The organism is Loigolactobacillus coryniformis subsp. coryniformis KCTC 3167 = DSM 20001, from assembly GCF_002706425.1.
GTDB lineage: Bacteria > Bacillota > Bacilli > Lactobacillales > Lactobacillaceae > Loigolactobacillus > Loigolactobacillus coryniformis.
The window spans coordinates 1,011,550-1,030,203 of sequence record NZ_CP017713.1 but is presented as its reverse complement, the minus strand read 5'-3'; the positions used below and the strand labels follow the sequence as shown (position 1 = coordinate 1,030,203).

Below are 18,654 nucleotides of genomic sequence, written 5' to 3'. Positions count from 1 at the left end.
TCAATCACCTTATACAGTGGTAATTAAATTAAACTTTCTGCACTTATTTATGATACATTTTAAATTCTAAGAACTTATCATTATAAATACCGACCATCCGATTACCTAGGTCAGCGTAAACCTGTAATTTGCTGATCACTTGATTGCTAGGATAAAATTGCTTATCATCAGCAATTGCTTTAGGCAACAACGCTTTGGCCGGCCCGTTTGGTGTGGCATAACCCACGTATTCTGCATTTTGGGCAGCATTTTCCGGCTCAAGCATAAAATTCAAGAACGCATAAATTGCCTTATAGTGTTTGGCCGTTTTCGGGATCACTAAATTATCAAACCACAGGTTGCTGCCTTCTGTTGGCACAACGTAATGCAAATGTGAATTATTGGCCATCATTTCAGCAGCTTCACCTGACCAAGTCACAGCCACTGCCGCTTCATTTTGTGCCATGTACATTTTGATCTCATCAGCCACAACTGCTTTAACATTAGGCATCAGCCCTTCCAACTTCAGCTTAGCCTGTTCCAGCTCAGCAATATTAGTCGTATTGACTGAATGGCCTTGTGAGATCAGCGCCATCCCCATAATATCACGGGCACTATCAACTAACATAATGTTATTACGCAATTTAGGTGACCATAGATCATTCCAATGTTGAATCTGCGACCCATTGATCATTTGATCGTTATAAATGATTCCCAGTGTGCCCCAGAAATACGGTACCGAATAGCGATTCTGCGGATCAAACGAAAGATTACGGAAATAAGGATCGATGTTATCAAAGCCTTTGAGCCGCTTGTGATCGATTGGCACCAATAGATTGGCTTTACGCATTTTTTCGATCATATATTCAGAAGGCACTGCCAGATCATAATTGGTACCGCCTTGCTGAATTTTCGTGAACATCGCTTCATTACTGTCAAAAGTTTCCACTTGGACTTTGTAACCCGTTTGCTTTTGAAACTTTTTCAGCAATGCTGGATCAATATAATCGCCCCAATTGTAGAGCGTTAACGTACCACTACTGGTCGCGCCTTGCGATTTTTGTAACTGACTACTCCCTACTGCTAATAAAGCACAAAAAGCAATAATGGCTAAAGCAAAACTGACTAAACGTTTCATTTGATCAACTTCGCCCCCATTCGATTACGCCGGCGCTCTTTTTTCGAGCTATTGTACTGTTCAATGAAGTAATAGCCACCGATCAACAATAACGAGAACAAGAACATCAGGGCTGATAAAGCATTGACCTCAAGACTGATTCCTTGCCGTGCGCGCGCGTAAATTTCAACCGATAGTGTTTCAAAGCCATTACCAGTCACAAAGAAGGTGACGGCAAAATCATCCAACGAATAGGTGAACGCCATAAAGTAGCCGGTCAAAATGCCAGGTGTGATAAAAGGAAAAATAACCCGCGTCAGTACCTGAAAATTAGTGGCCCCTAAGTCAGTGGCAGCATCGATCAATGAATGATTCATTTCATTTAACTTAGGTAAAACCATCAAGACAACGATTGGGATCGAAAAAGCAATATGACTGAGCAACACTGAGCTAAAGCCGAGACGTAAACCTAAAAAGGTGAAGAAGATCAAAAAACTAGCACCAATGATGACATCTGGTGAAACCATCAAAATATTGTTTAGCGATAAAATCGAATTTTTCAGCCAGACTTTTTTTACGCTATAAATAGCTAGTGCACCTAATGTGCCAATGATTGTCGCCAACAATGAGGATAGTAAGGCAATCAACAGCGTATCCAATACAATTTCGATCATCCGTGTATCGGCGAATAACTCGGCGTAGTGCTGCCAAGAAAATCCACTAAACCGCGTCATCGTCGTTCCTGAATTGAACGAGTAAAAAATCAAATAAAAAATTGGCGCGTACAACAATAAGAAAACCAACCACAAATAAACATTGCGCCAATCATACCATTTACGTTTCATTCGTGGTGGCCCCCCTTCTTGCGCCGCTCACCAGTCGCAAACATGATCACAACCATCGCTACGATCAGAACAACCCCAATGGTTGAACCCATACCCCAGTTTTGTGTGACCAGAAAATGTTCTTCAATCGCCGTCCCTAAAGTAATGACCTTATTACCACCAATCAAGCGCGTCAACATGAAGAGTGACAGTGACGGAATGAAGACAGCCTGCACACCAGCTTTGACCCCGTTTAATGTCAACGGGAAAATCACTTTAGAAAACGTCTGCCAGTTAGTCGCGCCAAGATCACGGCTGGCATTGACCAACGATGGGTTCAATTCGTCGATTGCGTTAAAGATCGGCAAGATCATAAATGGAATTTCAATGTATGCCGCCACAAAAATGAAGCTTGATTTGGTGAATAAGATCTGTTGCGGCCCAATGCCGATAAATTCAAAGAAACGATTTGCTGCTCCGGCTTGACTAAAAATACCAATAAACGCGTACGCTTTTAATAATAAATTGATCCAAGTCGGCAAAATAATCAATAGTAGCCACAGTTGCTTATGGCGCGTTTGACTTAGCCAATACGCCGTCGGATAGCTGATCAGTAACGTCACCAAGGTAATAATAAAAGCATACCAGATCGAGTTAAATGTCATCCGTAAATAAGTCCCTGAACCAAAATAATCCTGATAATTACCTAATGTGAACTGGCCACTGATGTTAAAAAATGATTGATAAACGATCAGCACCAATGGCGCGATCACAAACAGTAACAACCACAGAACATAGGGCACGCTGTAAAAAGCATTATACTTCTTCATCGTCGTCCCCCTCGTAACTTTCTAGCCGGGCATCAAAGTCCTCTTCCGATTCACCGAAGCGCATAACATGAATATCCTCTGGTTCAAAATAAATCCCCACTTGCTGACCAACTTCCGATTTACGTACTGAATGGATCAACCATTCATTACCGACCGCATCGTGACTCATGATCTCATAAATATCACCGCGGAACACCTGCGTATCTACGGTCACTGTTAATTTACTTTTTTCCAACGAAGTCAGAACTAAATCTTCCGGCCGCAAAACTACTTCAACCGGTTCGTTAGACCGCATCCCGGCATCAGCACATTCAAATTGATGGCCTAAAATTTCTACTTGGTAATCGGCGATCATACGACCTTTGATGATGTTACTTTCACCAATAAAGTCAGCGACAAAATGATTGATTGGTTCATCATAAATATCGACAGGATCACCTTGTTGCAAGATTTCCCCGTCATTCATGACGAAGATCTCATCACTCATCGCTAGAGCTTCACCTTGATCATGGGTCACAAAAACAAAGGTAATGCCTAAGCGTTGCTGTAACTGGCGTAATTCAACTTGCATTTGCGTCCGTAATTTAGCGTCTAACGCCGATAATGGCTCATCTAATAACAACACTTCAGGCTCATTGACAATTGCCCGTGCAATCGCCACTCGCTGCTGCTGACCACCGGATAACTCACTGATCTCCCGGTCGCCAAAACCCGATAATTGTACCAACCGCAAAGCTTCTAAAACTTTTTCTTGAATGACTTTCTTAGCTGTTTTTTTCAACGCCAAGCCAAACGCTACATTATCAAACACATTTAAATGTGGGAATAAAGCGTAATCCTGAAAAACAGTATTAACTTTACGCTTATTTGCTGGTAGATCATTAATTTTTTTGCCTTTAAATTCGATCGTCCCGGCACTTGCGTCAGTAAAGCCTGCCAGAATACGCAAAATCGTGGTCTTGCCACATCCAGATGGGCCCAGCAACGTATAAAATTTACCTTGCTCTAATTCAAAGTCAATCTGCTTTAACGCCATCGTTTCCCCATAACGCTTGTTTACACCACTAAACTTGATAATTGTATTGGCCAACTTAACTGTCACGCTCCCTTTTGTTTACACGTTATATAATTGATTATAAGTTATAAAAACTGATTGAATAATTTAACGTTAACGCTTTATCACTGCTTTGAACAGCATCATCAATTATAATCTAAGCTGCTATTTTTTTAAACCATTTAATCACTTGTTAAATCGTCATGAAAAGGGTTACAATTATAAGTACAGTTATTCCCTAAATTATTGGCCATTTTCACGCCATACATTAGAAAACGTTTTAAAATATTTGTTCACACTTTTAGGAGGCGCATTGATGAAATATCAAGCACTTGAACTACAACTAAACGATACTAAAGTAATACCAACCTTTATTGAACAGCAATTGCCAGAACTGGCAGCAGATCAAGTGACCGTTAAAGTTGCCTATTCAGATATCAATTACAAGGATGCGTTGACGCTGAATGCACGTAGTGGAGTTTTACGTAATTATCCACAGATTCCCGGGATCGACGCCGCTGGTACTGTGGTGGCCAGTAAGAGCACTGCATTTAAAGTTGATCAGAAAGTGCTGATCACCGGCTTTGATTTTGGTATTAGTGCACCCGGAGGTTATGCTGAATTTATCACGGTGCCGGCAGACTGGTTGGTTGCTTTACCCGAAAAGCTAACACCGCAAGAAGCCATGTGGTATGGTACCGCCGGTTTTACCGCCGCATTATCAGTACGTGCATTGCTTAAATACGATTTTTCACTGGATGCTCCCTTACTGATCACCGGCGCCACTGGTGGGGTTGGTGGCTGGGCTACCGCAATTTTACATCAATTAGGCTATCGTAATCTAACTGCTGTCAGCCGCAATCAAGCTGCTACCGATTATCTATATCAGTTAGGCGCCACTACGGTGATCACGCCAGACGAATTGGCTGATCCACGGCACAAACCGCTACAAAAGCAAAAATTCAGTGGTGTGGTCGACGCAGTGGGTGGCGATTTGTTAGCCGAGATCTTACCGCAAGTTAGTTACAGCGGCATCGTCGCTTTATCCGGTAATGCCGGTGGTAATAAATTAGCCACCACCACGTTACCCTTTATTCTACGTGGCATTCGCCTACAGGGGATTGATTCAGTTAGCTACCCAGCAAACAAACGTGATGCAGTCTGGCAGCAATTAGCAACTGATTTTAAACCTGCCAATCGGGAATTGTTACAATATAAAACCATTGATTTCAATCAATTACCCATAATTTTAGCTAACTTTTTAGCTGAAAAGCATCAAGGACGTACCTTAGTTAGTATCTAAAAAATCAGCAGACCGTAATTTTTGTCGGTCTGCTGATTTTTTATTCCACATCTTCACCTAATAGCAATGCATTTTCTGAGTAATTGACATACTGCCGTAATTTGGCCGCTAATGCCCAAGAAATATAACCTTGCTCGACCATATTCTGGATACCGCTGCGCTCCGCCGCCAATGCTTTAAAACGCAGACCACGCATAGTACGATCATAATCAGCTCGCCGCGAGTGCTGGCCAGTTTGTTCGCGGTGCAAATGCTTGAGCTGTTCGATGCGATTGCGATAACTAACAATGATCTGGTAGATCACTTGACGATTATAGTGAGCTGCCTTAGCCGCAGGTTGTTTCAAGTAAGTTGACAACGCCTTGATACCACCTTTAGCTGTTTCTTTTTCAATAAACAAGCGTTCATTATAATACGGTCCATTAAAACGTACTCGGATTAACTTCAGCCGAACGTGACTAAACCAAGTTCCCACCCGATGAATTCGGGTAAAGAAATTTGGTCGCTGTAATTTATGGGGCAAATTAGCGACCATTTGCAATCGTTGCGTTAGGTGCTTTTGGAATTGTTGATAGCTGCGTTCCTGGATCTTACCATCCTGCCACAGCTGGTCCAAAACATCCTTCTCACCTTGCAACGCGATTCGCCGCAAGGTTAACTCTTCATCTAAAAATGGCGCAAGCTGTTCTTCCGGCTGATAAGCGGCCTGCAACCGTCGCACCATTTCCTGATATTCAGTGATCAGATCGTAGACGACCCGCTGATTTTCAGGACGCCGTTCGCTTTCCAACCGATTGATCGCCAAGCGTAGCGTATAAATACGCGCCTCACTCTCCGACATTTTCGAGTCAGCTGTTGCAACTGCTGCCGTATCCATGTCACTATCGACTGCTGGTTCGGTCCCCCGAGTCGTGATCGAAACATGACTGCGCGTCAGTAATGGAATAAAGACAACGGCCATCAACAAACTTAAAATGATCACTCCGGCAGCGATGAATAGCATTAACGCCCGTTCAGGGAATGCAGCACCAGTGGCCAACGTATAGGGTACTGATAAAACACCAGCCATGGTGATGGCACCACGAACACCGGACAAACCTGACAATAACGCCACACTTAAATTAGGTTGATGCTGATTTTTTTTGTCCTTCAACCATTTAATGGTCACGTTAGCCAGCGTCCACAATACGCGAATCAAGAAAATGACCAGCCAAACTAAAATAATATCGCCAATTGCTACCCAAGTATTATCGCTGGGATTGCGAATTGTTTGGGTCATTGCTAAAGGTAGCTCGATACCAAGAATCAAGAAGACGATCCCGTTTAATAAGTACACGGCAATATCCCATGTCCGTTCGGTCACAATTTTCAGTTCGGGCAAATAATCCAACAATGCTGGTTGGGAAAAGTTATACACGATTCCCGCGCTGACCACTGCAATCACGCCAGATGCGTGGAGCAATTCTTCGACCACCAAATAAACGATAAACGGAGTCACGATCTGCAGTACTGTATGCAGTACCACATCATTGATGCCCTGTTGCAACATAAATGTCCGTATGGCTTGGATCAACGCCATCAGTAACATCCCCATCAGCGCTCCCACAATGGAAATATAGAAGAAATCACCAGCAGCTTGTTGCCAAGAAAAAGCCCCGGTCACTGCCGCTGCGATTCCATATTTAAAACCGATCAAACCACTGGCGTCGTTGATCAAACTCTCCCCACTAACCAAATGTAACACGTTGCTGGGCAATTTAGCCTGCTCGGAAATCGACTGCACGGCCACCGGATCGGTTGGCGAAATAATCGCCGCTAAGGCAATACTGGCGGCTAACGGTAAATCTGGCACCAAAAAATGAATAAACCAGCCACCAACAAACATGGTCACAAAGACTAAGAAAATCGCGTTCATAATGATGGGTCCGCGTAACGCCCATAATTCGCGTTTGGGAAAATGGCGACCATCGTTGAACAGTAACGGTGCGATGAACAAGAGCATAAACCAATCTGTCCGTAGTGGAATCGTTACTTTAAAGGCTAATGCCAACAATAAACCCAACGTAATTTGAATCAAACTAACTGGCAGAAACGTCAGATAATGGCTGATCACGTTGGAAATAAGTACGACGCTGACTAACATGATAACGGCTTCTAATATGTTCAATGGCACCAACTCCTTTAAATGAACTTCACAAGTAATGTAACTTTCTACTAGCTTAAATGTTTACTGCTTAAATACCTGATACTGACGGTGGCTTTTTTGACAAAAATTAGACAAAAGTACTTGAAAAAACCAACCAAAATAGATACTTTCACCTGGCACAGTATCACCAGCAACACCGTAATTTTACTGGCGTAATACCACCTATCGCTAATTTTCACAAAAACAGCTGACCTCACATTGAAGTCAGCTGTTAACTATCCAATCAAATCTTCGCCGATAATGCGGACTTCAGGTTCCAACGCAACGCCAAACTGGTCAAACACCACCGTTTGCACGTGACGAATCAAATTAATATAATCCGTTGCTGTGCCGTTGCCTAAGTTGACCATAAATCCGGCGTGCTTAGTAGAAACTTGGACACCGCCAATAATATGGCCTTGTAACCCGGCTTCGTGGATCAATTTACCAGTGAAGTAGCCGGTAGGTCGCTTAAAAACACTACCGCAAGAAGGATATTCCAGAGGTTGCTTAGCCGAGCGCCGTGCGTTGAAATCAGCCATCTGGGCTTTGATCGTTGCTTGATCACCCTTCGCCAAGGCAAAAGTTGCGGCTAAAACAATACTATGATTTTCTTGAATAATACTATGCCGATATGCAAAATGTAAAGCAGTTCGACTTAGCTCACTGACGGTGCCATCGGGTAACAGAACAGTAACCGTGGCTACTGCATCACTCATTTCACCACCATAGGCACCAGCATTCATAAACATGGCACCACCCACACTACCGGGAATTCCAGCAGCAAATTCGATTCCCGTCAAACTAGCATCAGCCGCCGCAATCGTAGTATCAATTAATTTTGCACCAGCTTGTGCATAAAGTGTCGTGCCGGTAACTTTGATCACAGCCATTGAAGTCAGGATCAGTACTAAACCGCGAATACCGCCATCTTTGACGATCAGATTGCTGGCGTTACCGATTACCGTCAAAGGCAAATGTGCAGTGTGCGCGTAAGTGACTAGCGACTGCACCTCAGCAATGCTTTTCGGAAACGCTAAAATATCAGCCTTTCCACCCGTTTTAGTATACGTATAGCGGCTTAACGGTTCCGCCAATTTAATTTCAATATGCGGAAATAATTCGGCTAAGGTTGGTTCTTTTTGCAACATCCTGCACGCATTCCTTTCGTGAACTAAAGTAAATCACTTATATTTAATTTAACGTCAATATGGCGCAAAAATCAGACTGCCACGCCAGATCATCCATCCATCACACAAAGTGATCAAAATCTGGGCCCTGTTGCGCCACGCTCTAATTTATATTTTAGCATGAAAAAAAACCTTTTAATAGTCTGCAACTGTCCCTTTAGTTTCACCTTAATCTTTTGTAGAATGAGGGGGGATAGTAAAACTAAACGGGAGTGAACGCTTTGAAATTTATTTCGTGGAACGTCAATGGTTTACGTGCAGTCGTTAAAAAGAACTTTATGGAATTTTTTGAACAACAGGATGCCGACTTTTTCTGTATTCAAGAAACTAAGTTACAAGCCGGTCAAATTGAATTGACCTTGCCGGGCTACTACCAATATTGGAATTATGCCGAACGCAAAGGCTACTCCGGCACCGCCATTTTCACCAAACACGAGCCACTGAACGTCACCTATGGCATGGGTGTTGCCGAACATGATCAAGAAGGCCGCCTGATCACCCTAGAATATAAAGATTTTTACTTACTCACCTGCTATACACCTAATTCACAAACTAAATTAAAACGGCTGGATTATCGGATGTCATGGGAAGATGCTTTTCGCAGCTACATCAGCACACTAAATCAGAAAAAGCCAGTGATCTTCTGCGGTGATTTAAACGTTGCCCATGAACCAATTGATTTGAAAAACGATAAAACCAATCATCACAACGCTGGCTTTTCCGATGAAGAACGCGCAAAGTTCAGTCAGCTGCTTGCCGCCGGTTTTACCGATAGCTTCCGTTATTTCTACCCTGATCAAGTGACTTATTCTTGGTGGAGCTATCGCTTTAATGCCCGCCAAAACAATGCTGGGTGGCGAATCGACTATTTTGTCACTGCCGATCAACTACAACCGCAATTAGCGGATGCAGCTATCTTAACTGATGTTCTTGGTTCCGATCACTGCCCCGTCATGCTAACCACTAAGCCAGAACTACAGGCATAGTTGCTTTACAAAGCCAAGATTTGTTCCTATAATAGCGACACAAGTTTAAGTATGAGTATTTTAATGAAATAGGTGAAAAAAATGAACTTCGTGGCTATGGATTTTGAAACTGCCAATAGTAAACGTTACAGTGCGTGTTCGCTAGCCTTGACTGTTGTCCGCAATGATCAGATCGTTGATGAATTTTATTCGTTGATCAAGCCTGATACGCCGTTTTTCTGGCGTAACACTCAGATTCACGGTATCCATACCGCCGATGTGGCCGATGCACCTGATTTTCCAACTTTATGGCCGCACATTGCGCCGTTATTCCAACGTGATCGCTTGATTGTTGCGCACAACGCTAATTTTGATATTGGCGTTTTACGTAGTAGTTTAGAACATTACCAGCTACCAACACCACAATATTTAGCGTTGGATACGGTCCGGACGAGCCGCAAATTTTATCCTGAGTTCACTAACCATAAATTAGACACTCTGTGTCAAGAACTCAACATTGAATTGAATCACCATCATAACGCCTTGGATGATAGTCGGGCCTGCGCCAACATTTTATTACACGAGGCACGACAATTTGGTCCTGAGCGGCTCAAATCATTTGTAAAAGTTATCGTTTAAGCTAAAAACGTTGCCACTTTCAGTGTGACAACGTTTTTTACTTGCTCTGATGATCAATTAATCTTGCCATGTGAATCACCGTTTGAAAGCCATCTTGTGCATCGTAAAAACCACGTTCAGATCGGCCTTCTACCTGAAAATTTAGCTTTTGATACAGTTGATAGGCCCGTTGATTACGCTCCTGCACTGTCAATTCCAACCGGCGGATCAATGGATTAGCTTGTGCCCAAGTTAAAACTTCTTCTAATAGTGCAGTCCCCAGTCCGTACCCCCAGAATTCGTGAAGTACAGCCACGCCGACTTCTCCGATATGCTGAATTTCTGGCGCTAAACTAGCCGCAACCCGCGCCATACCGACCAGTTGACCATCAAACTCCGCCACTAGTAATAAATTATTAGCGGTGTGACTTAATTGTTGTAGTTGGGCTGCTTCTGCGCTTACTGAACTATCTAGATCAGTCGCATCAGCTAATAAAAAAGGCGTTTCTTGGTCTAATTGCCGCAATAATTTTAATAAAGCCGCGGCATCCGCCGGCTTAACGGCACGTAATGTCACTTCTTCACTCATAGCGTTTGCGCCAGTTGTGTAACCAAAGCCTCATAGCGTTGTCCTTGCGGCTGAAAAACAAGTTCCCGCTGCTCATCATTAGTTGCACTTTTATTGATCGTGATCTGCAGATACTCTGCTGGCCACTCATCTTCAATGAACTGAGGCCATTCGACCACTGAAACACCGTCGCCATTAAAATATTCTTCTAAACCAAGCTCGTCTCCGCCACCATTTTCTAAACGATAAACATCCATGTGGTACAACGGAATTCGGCCCGCAGTATACTCGCGGATCAGCGTAAATGTGGGACTTTTGACATATTGTTGAATACCTAACGCACTGGCCAAGCCTTTAGTGAAGGTGGTTTTGCCAGCACCTAAGTCACCCTGCAAAAAAATCACACTGCCTGGCTGGACTAAACGGCCAACAGCCGCGCCCACTTGCTGTGTTGCGGCATCACTGGCTACCTTATATTTAAACATGTAATCACGTCCTCTATCTCACAATTTAAGTTACTTTTATTAACACAAAAGTTCTGATGTTCGTGGCAATGCGACTTGGACTTGCTTGGTTTTAGCATTAGTCCAATCGACATCGGGAAGCAAGTACTGTTAGGCGAATACATTAATATCCAATACTTGCTAAAAAACGTTGTTGAAAACGGGTAACAATGACCATTCTTGTGGCAAAGTTCCTGCCGCAAGAAACATGGCTCTATCTCACAATTTAAGTTACTTTTGTTAACACAAAAGTTCTGTGCCCAATCTGTTCCGTTAAATTTGTCTTCATTATAACAAAAAACACGTCACCGCGAAGGCAACGTGCTTAGTTAAGTCTTTAGTCGATCAGTGTTTGCGCTGCTGTGATGATGGCTAATTTATAGACATCCTCTTCACTAGCACCCCGGGATAAATCAGAAACTGGCTTGTTCAGCCCTTGCAACACTGGACCGATTGCTTCGAAGCCGCCAAAACGTTGGGCAATCTTATATCCGATGTTACCTGATTGTAATTCAGGGAAAACAAAGACGGTTGCGTTACCCGCAACTTTAGAATCAGGCGCCTTTTGTTGGGCGACCGCCGGTACAAAAGCAGCATCAAACTGTAATTCACCATCGATCGAATAAGCTGGTGCTGAAGCTTGAGCTAACTTAGTGGCTTCTTGGACTTTAGTCACCGCGTCAGCTTTAGCTGAGCCTTTAGTTGAGAAACTCAACATTGCAACTCGTGGTTCAATATCGAATAATTCGGCTGTTTTGGCTGAAGTAACGGCAATTTCAGCCAACTCTTCAGCGCTAGGATCAATATTGATCGCGCAATCAGCGAATAAGTAGCGTTGTTCACCTTTTTGCATGATGAACGCACCACTTGTGCGGCTAACACCGGGTTTAGTTTTGATGATTTGTAAAGCTGGCCGAACAGTATCGCCAGTTGGATGCACCGCACCAGAAACCATCCCATCAGCTAAGCCAGTATAAACCAACATCGTACCAAAATAGTTCGGATCTTTGAGCATTTTTTCAGCTTGTTCCGTCGTATTTTTGCCTTTGCGCCGTTCAACAAATGCGGCCACTAAGTCATCAAAATTAGCAGCAGTTTCTGGGTTGATAGTTTCAACGCCGCTAAGATCAAAATGATGGGCAGTAGCAACTTTTTCAATTTCAGCTGGGTCACCTAAGACAATTGAATGTAACAGATTGTCGTGCTGTAATCGTACAGCTGCTCCCAAAACACGCGCCTCCGCACCTTCAGGGAAAACGATCTTAATTTGCTTACCTGTAACTTTTGCAGTCAAACTTTCAAATAAATCCACAATCATGCCTCCATTTCACTTGATACTTCGATGATACAACGCTTACATTAAAAAGAACAGCTAAATTTTTAAGCTGTTGGCTGATCTTCGTCCACATGTGCCGGTAAACGCCAGTCGATCGGCGTTTCGCCAAATTTTTCTAAAGCCGCATTTGTTTGTGAAAATGGGTGCGAACCAAAAAAACCATACCGAGCAGAAAACGGACTCGGATGTGCCGCCGTCAGTACCACGTTTTTCGTCTCATCGATCAAAGCACGCTTAGCTTTAGCGGCATTACCCCAGAGAATAAAGACGACTTTCCCGCGCTGCGATAATTTTTCAATTGCTTTGTCGGTCAACTGTTCCCAACCTTTACCTTTGTGCGAAAAAGCCTGACCACGCCGAACCGTCAACACAGAATTTAACAGCAGCACGCCTTGATCGGCCCACGATTTCAAATAGCCGTGTTCCACCGGCGCAATACCGAGATCATCCTGCAATTCCTTATAAATATTCTGCAACGATGGTGGTAAGCGGACACCAGGACGCACCGCAAAACTGACCCCCATCCCCTGATTTGGATTATGATAAGGATCTTGGCCTAATATAACCACCTTGACCTGACTAAACGGCGTCCATTCAAAAGCTGTAAAAATGTGATACATGTCAGGATAAACCGTTTGTGTAGCGTATTCTTGTTTTAAAAATTGATGTAACTGTGCGTAGTACGCCTGTTCAAATTCTGGCTCCAAAACAGTTTGCCAATCATTATGAATAATTGTTTTCATACTCAACGCCTCTATCTCACTTAAATAATCGTTTTTTAACCAAAGTTCACTAATAAACTTCTGCTGTTCATAGTGCTGGCCATTCATGCGGTAAAAATCGTACCACAAGAAACATGGTTCCTTATCTAGTTTACCGATTTTCCAACTAGATTGCCACTAGCAATTGCCAGTTTGTACCCAAGCGATAACGGTTTCGCCTCGACCCCAAAATATGCTAAACTAAGATGAACAGAAACGGAGGAATCTGCTGTGATCTCACTTATTGCATCCGATATGGATGGTACCCTACTTAACGAAAAAATGACCGTCCCACCAGAAAATGCCGCTGCAATCAAAAAAGCAGCCCAACGGGGGATCAAATTTATTGTTGCCACTGGCCGTAGCTATGGTGAAGCAAAACCTTTGATCGAGAGCGTTGGTATCGAGGCACCAATCATTGCCATGAATGGTGCACAAGTTTTTGATGAACAAGGCAAGGTTATTAGCACCGTTAGCATCAATAAAACCGTTATTCGCAAGATCTTTCATTTGCTCAAATCAAAGGGCTTATACTTTGAAGTGATGACCAATCAAGGCACTGTCTCTGACAGTAAAATGCGCCGCATTCAAAACGTTGCATCACTGTTAGTCGATCTGCAAACAACCGATAGCTTTAAGATTGCGGTCTCACTGGCCTCAGCGCGCTTGGAGTTAATGAATATCACTTACGTTGATTCCTACGAAAAACTATTGGACGACCCTAAAGTGACGATTCTGAAGGTAATTGCCTTCAGCGCAGAGAAACAAAAGGTACTACAGCCGGTCACTAAAGAGTTAATGACCCTAGGTAATTTAGCAATTGCTGCTAGCTCAGCCAGCAATATCGAAATCAATCACAGCAACGCACAAAAAGGTATTGCCTTAGAAACTTACGCTAAAAGTCTAAACATTCCGATGACGCAAGTGATGTCGATCGGTGATAATTTAAATGATGCTTCAATGCTGGAAGCAGCCAGCGTGAGTTTTGCTATGGGTAATGCAACTGAAGAAATCAAAGAAGTTGCCCGCTACCTGACAGATACTAACGTTAATCATGGTGTCGGCAAAGCCATCGAACGGGCGATCACCGAGAATTTAAGCTAGTACGCGTAATCTGACAATGAGAGTGTGACATAAAGCGCCCAGCTACTACTTCACAGTTGCAGTTGATTTTCATACTGAAAATCCCTGATGTTTCGGACGTTGACCATTTTTGTAGTGGCAATCATGTGCGCCAAGAAAATAGTAAGTCCAAGTGCAGTGAATCCAGGTTGTAGCGCCACGAACATCAAAATTTTTGTTATTACCAAAATAACCGAAGCAGTGAGATAGAGGTGAGGTTGCTTGTTGCGTTTATACATCAAAGAACAATTGATGGCCACTAAAGGTGTACCGTTGATCGTTCGCGATGAAAAAAATAATCCCGTGTACTTGATCACTGGTCGTTGGGGCTTACGCCAAGACGCCTTTACTTTGTATACGATCGGCGGTCGTTACGTCGCTGAAATCAAACAAACGACCTTAGGCCTATTCCCTCGTTTCGACCTTTATCTGGGTAAAGAAAAAGTCGGTGCAGTCAAGAAAATGTATGGTGTCTGGCATCAATTTCAGTTCGTCAGCGAACTGAATTGGATCATTATGGGTGATCTGACCAATCATCATTACAAAATCTATCACCGCACCGAAACGTTACTGGTATTGGATAAAGTAATTTTAGCCGATGGTGATTACTATGAATTGGCAATTACCCATCCCGAGGACGCACCAATCTGCCTGCTACTCAGTTTGGTCTTAGATCATTGGTCCATTCGACGTGATAAATCACCACTAAAACGTGGTGTAACCAATCCAATTTATGATGTTTAACGACAAAAAGCACGCGTTTTTTATAGTTAGTCAAATATTGCGCTAAATCGTTAGTGGAATGATCACTTTAAAAAGCTCAATAAATCGCCAGAAATTGGAGAAAGAAGCAAACTATAGGAAATGACCAGTTGCCTACACAACAGGCAATCTTAGGAGGAATGATTGATGAATAAAATATTTATAAATGAAAAAATAGATATTCTCTATTCAATTATTTTAGTTTTAATATGGCTTATTTTCCTACTCATATGTAAGCTTTTCAATTTACACTTTGAATGGACTGCTACTTTTCTATTGATGTTCTTTAGTTTCACTAACTTACCTGCGATTTTACGTCGAAAAAAAATTGATAGACTGAGCAAAACATTAGGTTTATCAATTGAGGAAGTACGAGATATTGTAAATATTGATAAATATGACTTAAATGATTGGAAATGGGATAAAGCTTATATACCGCAAAAGAAATTATATTTATTGGAAGATTCGTTAGAAAAAATGTATCTAAAAAAATTCGGTAAAGAGTTTAGAACGCCTAATTAACAAGGCAGTTACTTTAAGAGATAGAATCAAAAAATACCCGTCAAGTTTTGCCTGACGAGTATTTTTTGTTCACCGTTTAAACGTTCAATTGCATATGTTCGTAATCATGCCCGGCCAACTTAACCTGACCGACTACTTGAAAACCCATTTTATCGTATAATTTACGGGCATTCGGATTAGCCACGTCGACATTTAGGCCCACCTTAGTCAGCCCTTGTTGGCGTGCTACCGCTGGTATAGCCTTTAATAATTCACTACCAACACCTTGATGCTGATGCTCACTGGCGACTGATAGCGTATCTAAATACCATTCACCAGGAAACGCTTCTTTGTCAGCGAACACTTTGTCATCAGCAGCAACTCCTAGCTGCGGTAAAAATGGCTGTAACGCATCATCAATATGCGCTTCTGCAGTCTCTGGATATCCAAAAGCCACTCCAACAACTTTGCCTTCACGTTCATTGACCAAACCGTGACGGTAACTATAACGATAATCTTCAGTTTGAAAGGCTTGCGCCAACACTTTAAAAAACGTTGCTTGGTCAACGTGGTCTAAAAATGGTAATTCCATTTCTTCTAAGACAATGTTAATAATCGGGACTACCGCTGCGGCATCCTTTTTTTCAGCTGGTCGAATCATAACTAATAACTTCCTTTCAGTACAGTTGTGCATATTAAAAGTCTACGTTACCTAAGCGCTACTGTCAAAAAATGGTCATTTTTTATGTCGATTTCATGGTCAGCCTTCCTTTTTTATGTTATATTTAATAACATGAATCTGTGTTATTAAATATAACATCATTTATGGAGGGTCCATTATGCGTAAAAAGTTAATTTGGTTCGCGCTGTTATGTTCCACCGTATTCGGCGCGATATTGGCGACCACCACTTCCAGCCAAGCCGCAGAAAAAACATATACCATTGGAACGGATATTACATACGCCCCATTCGATTTTCAGGGTTCTAATGGTAAATATACTGGGATCGACATTGATTTGATCAAAGCGATCGCTAAGGAAGAAAATATCAAGATCCAGCTTAAACCAGTCGGCTTTAATGCTGCTGTCCAAGCCGTCGAAGCCAATCAGATGGATGGTGTCATTGCCGGCATGACGATCACCAGCGAACGCAAGCAACAATTTGACTTCTCTGATCCTTATTACTACGCCGGTGAAGTCATGGCCGTTGCTAAAAATAGTAACATCAAGTCACTAAAAGATCTCCGCGGCAAAAACGTCGCCTTAAAAGTTGGGACGCAAGGCGCGGTCTACGCCAAGTCGTTGCAAAAGAAGTACGGTTTTAAGATCACTGAATTTGATCAATCAAATGATATGTATAATGATGTTGTCACCGGCAATTCTGTTGCTGCTTTTGAAGATTATCCAGTTATGGCTTACGGGATTCAGAATGGTATTGATCTGAAAATCGTGACCAAACCAGCGGCCGGTGGTAATTATGGCTTTGCCGTTAAAAAAGGTGAAAATCCTGAGTTACTGGCCAAATTCAACCACGGTTTAAAAGCATTAAAGAAGAATGGGCAGTACGACAAGATCATCGCCAAATATTTAGGCAAAGCTAGTGTTGCTAAAGCCACCGCAACTGCTAAGAAACAAGACAATAGTTTATGGGGCTTAGTAAAGCAAAATAAAAGTGCTTTAGGTAGTGGCTTGTTACAAACCTTGTACCTTACTGTTATTTCAATTATTCTTGCGACAATTTTTGGGGTCATCATCGGCTTAATGCAAGTCGTCCCTGCAAAATGGGCTAACTGGACTTCCAGTACATTGATCTATATTTTCCGTGGTATGCCATTACTGGTGTTGGCCTTATTTATTTACATTGGTGTCCCTAATTTAACGGGTAACAAGATCTCTGCATTTCTCGCGGGTATCATTACCTTAACACTAAACGAAGGCGCGTATACTGCAGCTTTTGTCAGTGGTGGGATTCAAGCCGTTGATCGTGGTCAAATGGAAGCCGCGCGTAGTTTAGGCCTCCCTTATGGCAAAGCTATGCGGCGCGTCATTTTACCACAAGGGATCAAGATCATGATTCCATCATTTATCAATCAATTTATTATTACCTTAAAGGATACTTCGATCTTATCTGTTATTGGTATCCTCGAATTGACCCAAACCGGTAAAATCATCATCGCCCGTAACCTCCAAGGCTTTAAAGTTTGGACGATCGTCGCGATCATGTATATCGTTATCATCACCCTATTGACCTGGCTGTCTAAAGCCGTTGAAAGGAGAATCAACAAATGAGCGCTGCAGAAAATAATCGTGTTGTCGTTACTGATCTAGTCAAAAGTTATGGTAGTAACGAAGTTCTCAAAGGCTTAAATTTAACCGTTAAAAATAATGAAGTTGTTTGTATGATTGGTCCTTCTGGCTCCGGTAAAAGTACCTTTCTCCGTTGCCTCAATAAGTTGGAAGACCCTACTTCTGGCAAAGTTGTCGTTGACGGTTATGATATTTCTGATTCTAAAACCGATATGAATAAGGTGCGCGAAGGTATTGGCATGGTATTCCAACACTTCAACCTTTTCCCAAACCTAACTGTGTTAGAAAACGTCATGTTGGCACCAATTGAGCTTAAAAAAGCAACTAAAGAAGCGGCCGCAAAAGAAGCACGATCCCTATTAGCTGAAGTTGGTTTAGCTGAAAAAGCTGACGCTTACCCAACTTCCTTATCTGGTGGGCAAGAACAACGAGTGGCGATTGCCCGCGCACTAGCCATGCACCCGGACATCATGTTGTTCGACGAACCAACCTCAGCACTTGATCCCGAAATGGTCGGTGATGTCTTAGACGTTATGAAAAAATTAGCCGAACAAGGTATGACCATGATCGTTGTCACCCATGAGATGGGCTTCGCCAAAGAAGTCGCTGATCGCGTTGTCTTCATGGCTGACGGTCACATCATGGAAGAAGGCGATCCGCAACAGATTTTTGACCATCCGCAAAATCCACGGACCCAAGACTTCTTACGTAAAGTACTTAACGCTTAACT

Annotated in this window: 19 protein-coding genes; 8 read left to right on the top strand and 11 right to left on the bottom strand. The window is 42.6% G+C overall.

All coding sequences use genetic code 11. From position 1 onward, the window contains the following. Positions 1-43: 43 nt before the first annotated feature. Genes LC20001_RS05110 through LC20001_RS05095 form a run of 4 tightly spaced genes read right to left on the bottom strand, consistent with a single transcriptional unit; the run spans position 44 to position 3,840 of the window. A complete protein-coding gene (locus LC20001_RS05110) occupies positions 44-1,117 on the bottom strand; it encodes an ABC transporter substrate-binding protein (RefSeq protein WP_003677896.1) in 1,074 nt (357 codons plus the stop codon). Next, positions 1,114-1,941 (bottom strand): ABC transporter permease, encoded by an 828-nt coding sequence (locus LC20001_RS05105; RefSeq protein ID WP_003677894.1) that lies wholly within the window; start codon positions 1,939-1,941, stop codon positions 1,114-1,116. Before LC20001_RS05105 ends, LC20001_RS05110 begins: the two co-directional genes overlap by 4 nt. Next, a complete protein-coding gene (locus LC20001_RS05100; protein ID WP_010009432.1) occupies positions 1,938-2,750 on the bottom strand; it encodes an ABC transporter permease in 813 nt (270 codons plus the stop codon). Before LC20001_RS05100 ends, LC20001_RS05105 begins: the two co-directional genes overlap by 4 nt. Beyond that, on the bottom strand, positions 2,737-3,840 hold the full coding sequence (locus tag LC20001_RS05095) for an ABC transporter ATP-binding protein (RefSeq protein WP_003677891.1): 1,104 nt from the start codon (positions 3,838-3,840) through the stop codon (positions 2,737-2,739). The genes LC20001_RS05100 and LC20001_RS05095 overlap by 14 nt, the downstream gene beginning before the upstream one ends. A 280-nt stretch (positions 3,841-4,120) precedes the next feature. On the opposite strand from LC20001_RS05095, the gene LC20001_RS05090 reads away from it, so the two are divergent. Beyond that, positions 4,121-5,107, top strand: coding sequence for a YhdH/YhfP family quinone oxidoreductase (locus LC20001_RS05090; protein ID WP_010009431.1), 987 nt, complete (start codon positions 4,121-4,123; stop codon positions 5,105-5,107). Positions 5,108-5,147: 40 nt separating this feature from the next. Here LC20001_RS05090 and LC20001_RS05085 read toward each other — a convergent pair whose 3' ends face one another. Both LC20001_RS05085 and murB read right to left on the bottom strand, forming a co-directional pair. Beyond that, a complete protein-coding gene (locus LC20001_RS05085) occupies positions 5,148-7,274 on the bottom strand; it encodes a cation:proton antiporter (protein ID WP_010009430.1) in 2,127 nt (708 codons plus the stop codon). A gap of 254 nt (positions 7,275-7,528) precedes the next feature. Then, on the bottom strand, positions 7,529-8,443 hold the full coding sequence (gene murB / locus LC20001_RS05080) for a UDP-N-acetylmuramate dehydrogenase (protein WP_010009428.1): 915 nt from the start codon (positions 8,441-8,443) through the stop codon (positions 7,529-7,531). Between the two features lie 260 nt (positions 8,444-8,703). On the opposite strand from murB, the gene LC20001_RS05075 reads away from it, so the two are divergent. Beyond that, positions 8,704-9,468 (top strand): exodeoxyribonuclease III, encoded by a 765-nt coding sequence (locus LC20001_RS05075; RefSeq protein WP_029507957.1) that lies wholly within the window; start codon positions 8,704-8,706, stop codon positions 9,466-9,468. A gap of 81 nt (positions 9,469-9,549) precedes the next feature. Then, positions 9,550-10,086, top strand: a complete 537-nt coding sequence (locus tag LC20001_RS05070) for a 3'-5' exonuclease (RefSeq protein ID WP_010009426.1) — start codon at positions 9,550-9,552, stop codon at positions 10,084-10,086. A gap of 37 nt (positions 10,087-10,123) precedes the next feature. On the opposite strand, the gene LC20001_RS05065 is transcribed toward LC20001_RS05070, so the two are convergent. The 4 genes from LC20001_RS05065 to LC20001_RS05050 all read right to left on the bottom strand — a co-directional run bounded on the left by LC20001_RS05065 (position 10,124) and on the right by LC20001_RS05050 (position 13,215). Beyond that, a complete protein-coding gene (locus LC20001_RS05065; protein WP_010009424.1) occupies positions 10,124-10,654 on the bottom strand; it encodes a GNAT family N-acetyltransferase in 531 nt (176 codons plus the stop codon). Beyond that, positions 10,651-11,118 (bottom strand): tRNA (adenosine(37)-N6)-threonylcarbamoyltransferase complex ATPase subunit type 1 TsaE, encoded by a 468-nt coding sequence (gene tsaE, locus LC20001_RS05060; RefSeq protein WP_010009422.1) that lies wholly within the window; start codon positions 11,116-11,118, stop codon positions 10,651-10,653. The genes LC20001_RS05065 and tsaE overlap by 4 nt, the downstream gene beginning before the upstream one ends. Before the next feature lie 355 nt (positions 11,119-11,473). Further along, positions 11,474-12,448, bottom strand: coding sequence for a phosphate acetyltransferase (gene pta / locus LC20001_RS05055; protein WP_003677876.1), 975 nt, complete (start codon positions 12,446-12,448; stop codon positions 11,474-11,476). Between the two features lie 68 nt (positions 12,449-12,516). Then, positions 12,517-13,215, bottom strand: coding sequence for a uracil-DNA glycosylase (locus LC20001_RS05050; RefSeq protein WP_010009420.1), 699 nt, complete (start codon positions 13,213-13,215; stop codon positions 12,517-12,519). A 249-nt stretch (positions 13,216-13,464) separates the two neighbouring features. Here LC20001_RS05050 and LC20001_RS05045 point away from each other — a divergent pair, with 249 nt between their 5' ends. The 3 genes from LC20001_RS05045 to LC20001_RS05030 all read left to right on the top strand — a co-directional run bounded on the left by LC20001_RS05045 (position 13,465) and on the right by LC20001_RS05030 (position 15,639). Further along, positions 13,465-14,337: a Cof-type HAD-IIB family hydrolase gene (locus tag LC20001_RS05045; RefSeq protein WP_010009419.1), complete on the top strand. Its 873-nt coding sequence runs from the start codon at positions 13,465-13,467 to the stop codon at positions 14,335-14,337. Positions 14,338-14,577: 240 nt separating this feature from the next. Further along, positions 14,578-15,099, top strand: a complete 522-nt coding sequence (locus LC20001_RS05035; protein WP_010009418.1) for an LURP-one-related/scramblase family protein — start codon at positions 14,578-14,580, stop codon at positions 15,097-15,099. A gap of 165 nt (positions 15,100-15,264) precedes the next feature. Then, positions 15,265-15,639 carry a hypothetical protein gene (locus tag LC20001_RS05030; protein ID WP_010009417.1) on the top strand — a complete coding sequence of 125 codons (375 nt, stop codon included), beginning with the start codon at positions 15,265-15,267 and terminating at the stop codon, positions 15,637-15,639. 76 nt (positions 15,640-15,715) lie between these two features. Here the strand turns inward: LC20001_RS05030 and LC20001_RS05025 are convergent, their stop codons facing one another. Continuing rightward, a complete protein-coding gene (locus tag LC20001_RS05025; protein WP_010009416.1) occupies positions 15,716-16,279 on the bottom strand; it encodes a GNAT family N-acetyltransferase in 564 nt (187 codons plus the stop codon). Positions 16,280-16,457: 178 nt separating this feature from the next. Between LC20001_RS05025 and LC20001_RS05020 the strand changes: the two genes are divergently transcribed. Both LC20001_RS05020 and LC20001_RS05015 read left to right on the top strand, forming a co-directional pair. Further along, the gene (locus LC20001_RS05020) at positions 16,458-17,906 is read left to right on the top strand and encodes an amino acid ABC transporter substrate-binding protein/permease (protein ID WP_010009414.1); all 1,449 of its coding nucleotides are present in this window, start codon (positions 16,458-16,460) and stop codon (positions 17,904-17,906) included. Then, positions 17,903-18,652, top strand: a complete 750-nt coding sequence (locus LC20001_RS05015) for an amino acid ABC transporter ATP-binding protein (protein WP_010009412.1) — start codon at positions 17,903-17,905, stop codon at positions 18,650-18,652. The genes LC20001_RS05020 and LC20001_RS05015 overlap by 4 nt, the downstream gene beginning before the upstream one ends. The last annotated feature ends 2 nt before the right edge of the window (positions 18,653-18,654 follow it).

What these genes read in the sequence shown, in the direction of transcription:
- LC20001_RS05110 (WP_003677896.1), bottom strand. Translation starts at nt 1,117, where the DNA reads ATGAAACGTTTAGTCAGTTTTGCTTTAGCCATTATTGCTTTTTGTGCT.
- LC20001_RS05105 (WP_003677894.1), bottom strand. Translation starts at nt 1,941, where the DNA reads ATGAAACGTAAATGGTATGATTGGCGCAATGTTTATTTGTGGTTGGTT.
- LC20001_RS05100 (WP_010009432.1), bottom strand. Translation starts at nt 2,750, where the DNA reads ATGAAGAAGTATAATGCTTTTTACAGCGTGCCCTATGTTCTGTGGTTG.
- LC20001_RS05090 (WP_010009431.1), top strand. Translation starts at nt 4,121, where the DNA reads ATGAAATATCAAGCACTTGAACTACAACTAAACGATACTAAAGTAATA.
- murB (WP_010009428.1), bottom strand. Translation starts at nt 8,443, where the DNA reads ATGTTGCAAAAAGAACCAACCTTAGCCGAATTATTTCCGCATATTGAA.
- LC20001_RS05070 (WP_010009426.1), top strand. Translation starts at nt 9,550, where the DNA reads ATGAACTTCGTGGCTATGGATTTTGAAACTGCCAATAGTAAACGTTAC.
- LC20001_RS05065 (WP_010009424.1), bottom strand. Translation starts at nt 10,654, where the DNA reads ATGAGTGAAGAAGTGACATTACGTGCCGTTAAGCCGGCGGATGCCGCG.
- tsaE (WP_010009422.1), bottom strand. Translation starts at nt 11,118, where the DNA reads ATGTTTAAATATAAGGTAGCCAGTGATGCCGCAACACAGCAAGTGGGC.
- LC20001_RS05050 (WP_010009420.1), bottom strand. Translation starts at nt 13,215, where the DNA reads ATGAAAACAATTATTCATAATGATTGGCAAACTGTTTTGGAGCCAGAA.
- LC20001_RS05030 (WP_010009417.1), top strand. Translation starts at nt 15,265, where the DNA reads ATGAATAAAATATTTATAAATGAAAAAATAGATATTCTCTATTCAATT.
- LC20001_RS05025 (WP_010009416.1), bottom strand. Translation starts at nt 16,279, where the DNA reads ATGATTCGACCAGCTGAAAAAAAGGATGCCGCAGCGGTAGTCCCGATT.
- LC20001_RS05020 (WP_010009414.1), top strand. Translation starts at nt 16,458, where the DNA reads ATGCGTAAAAAGTTAATTTGGTTCGCGCTGTTATGTTCCACCGTATTC.
- LC20001_RS05015 (WP_010009412.1), top strand. Translation starts at nt 17,903, where the DNA reads ATGAGCGCTGCAGAAAATAATCGTGTTGTCGTTACTGATCTAGTCAAA.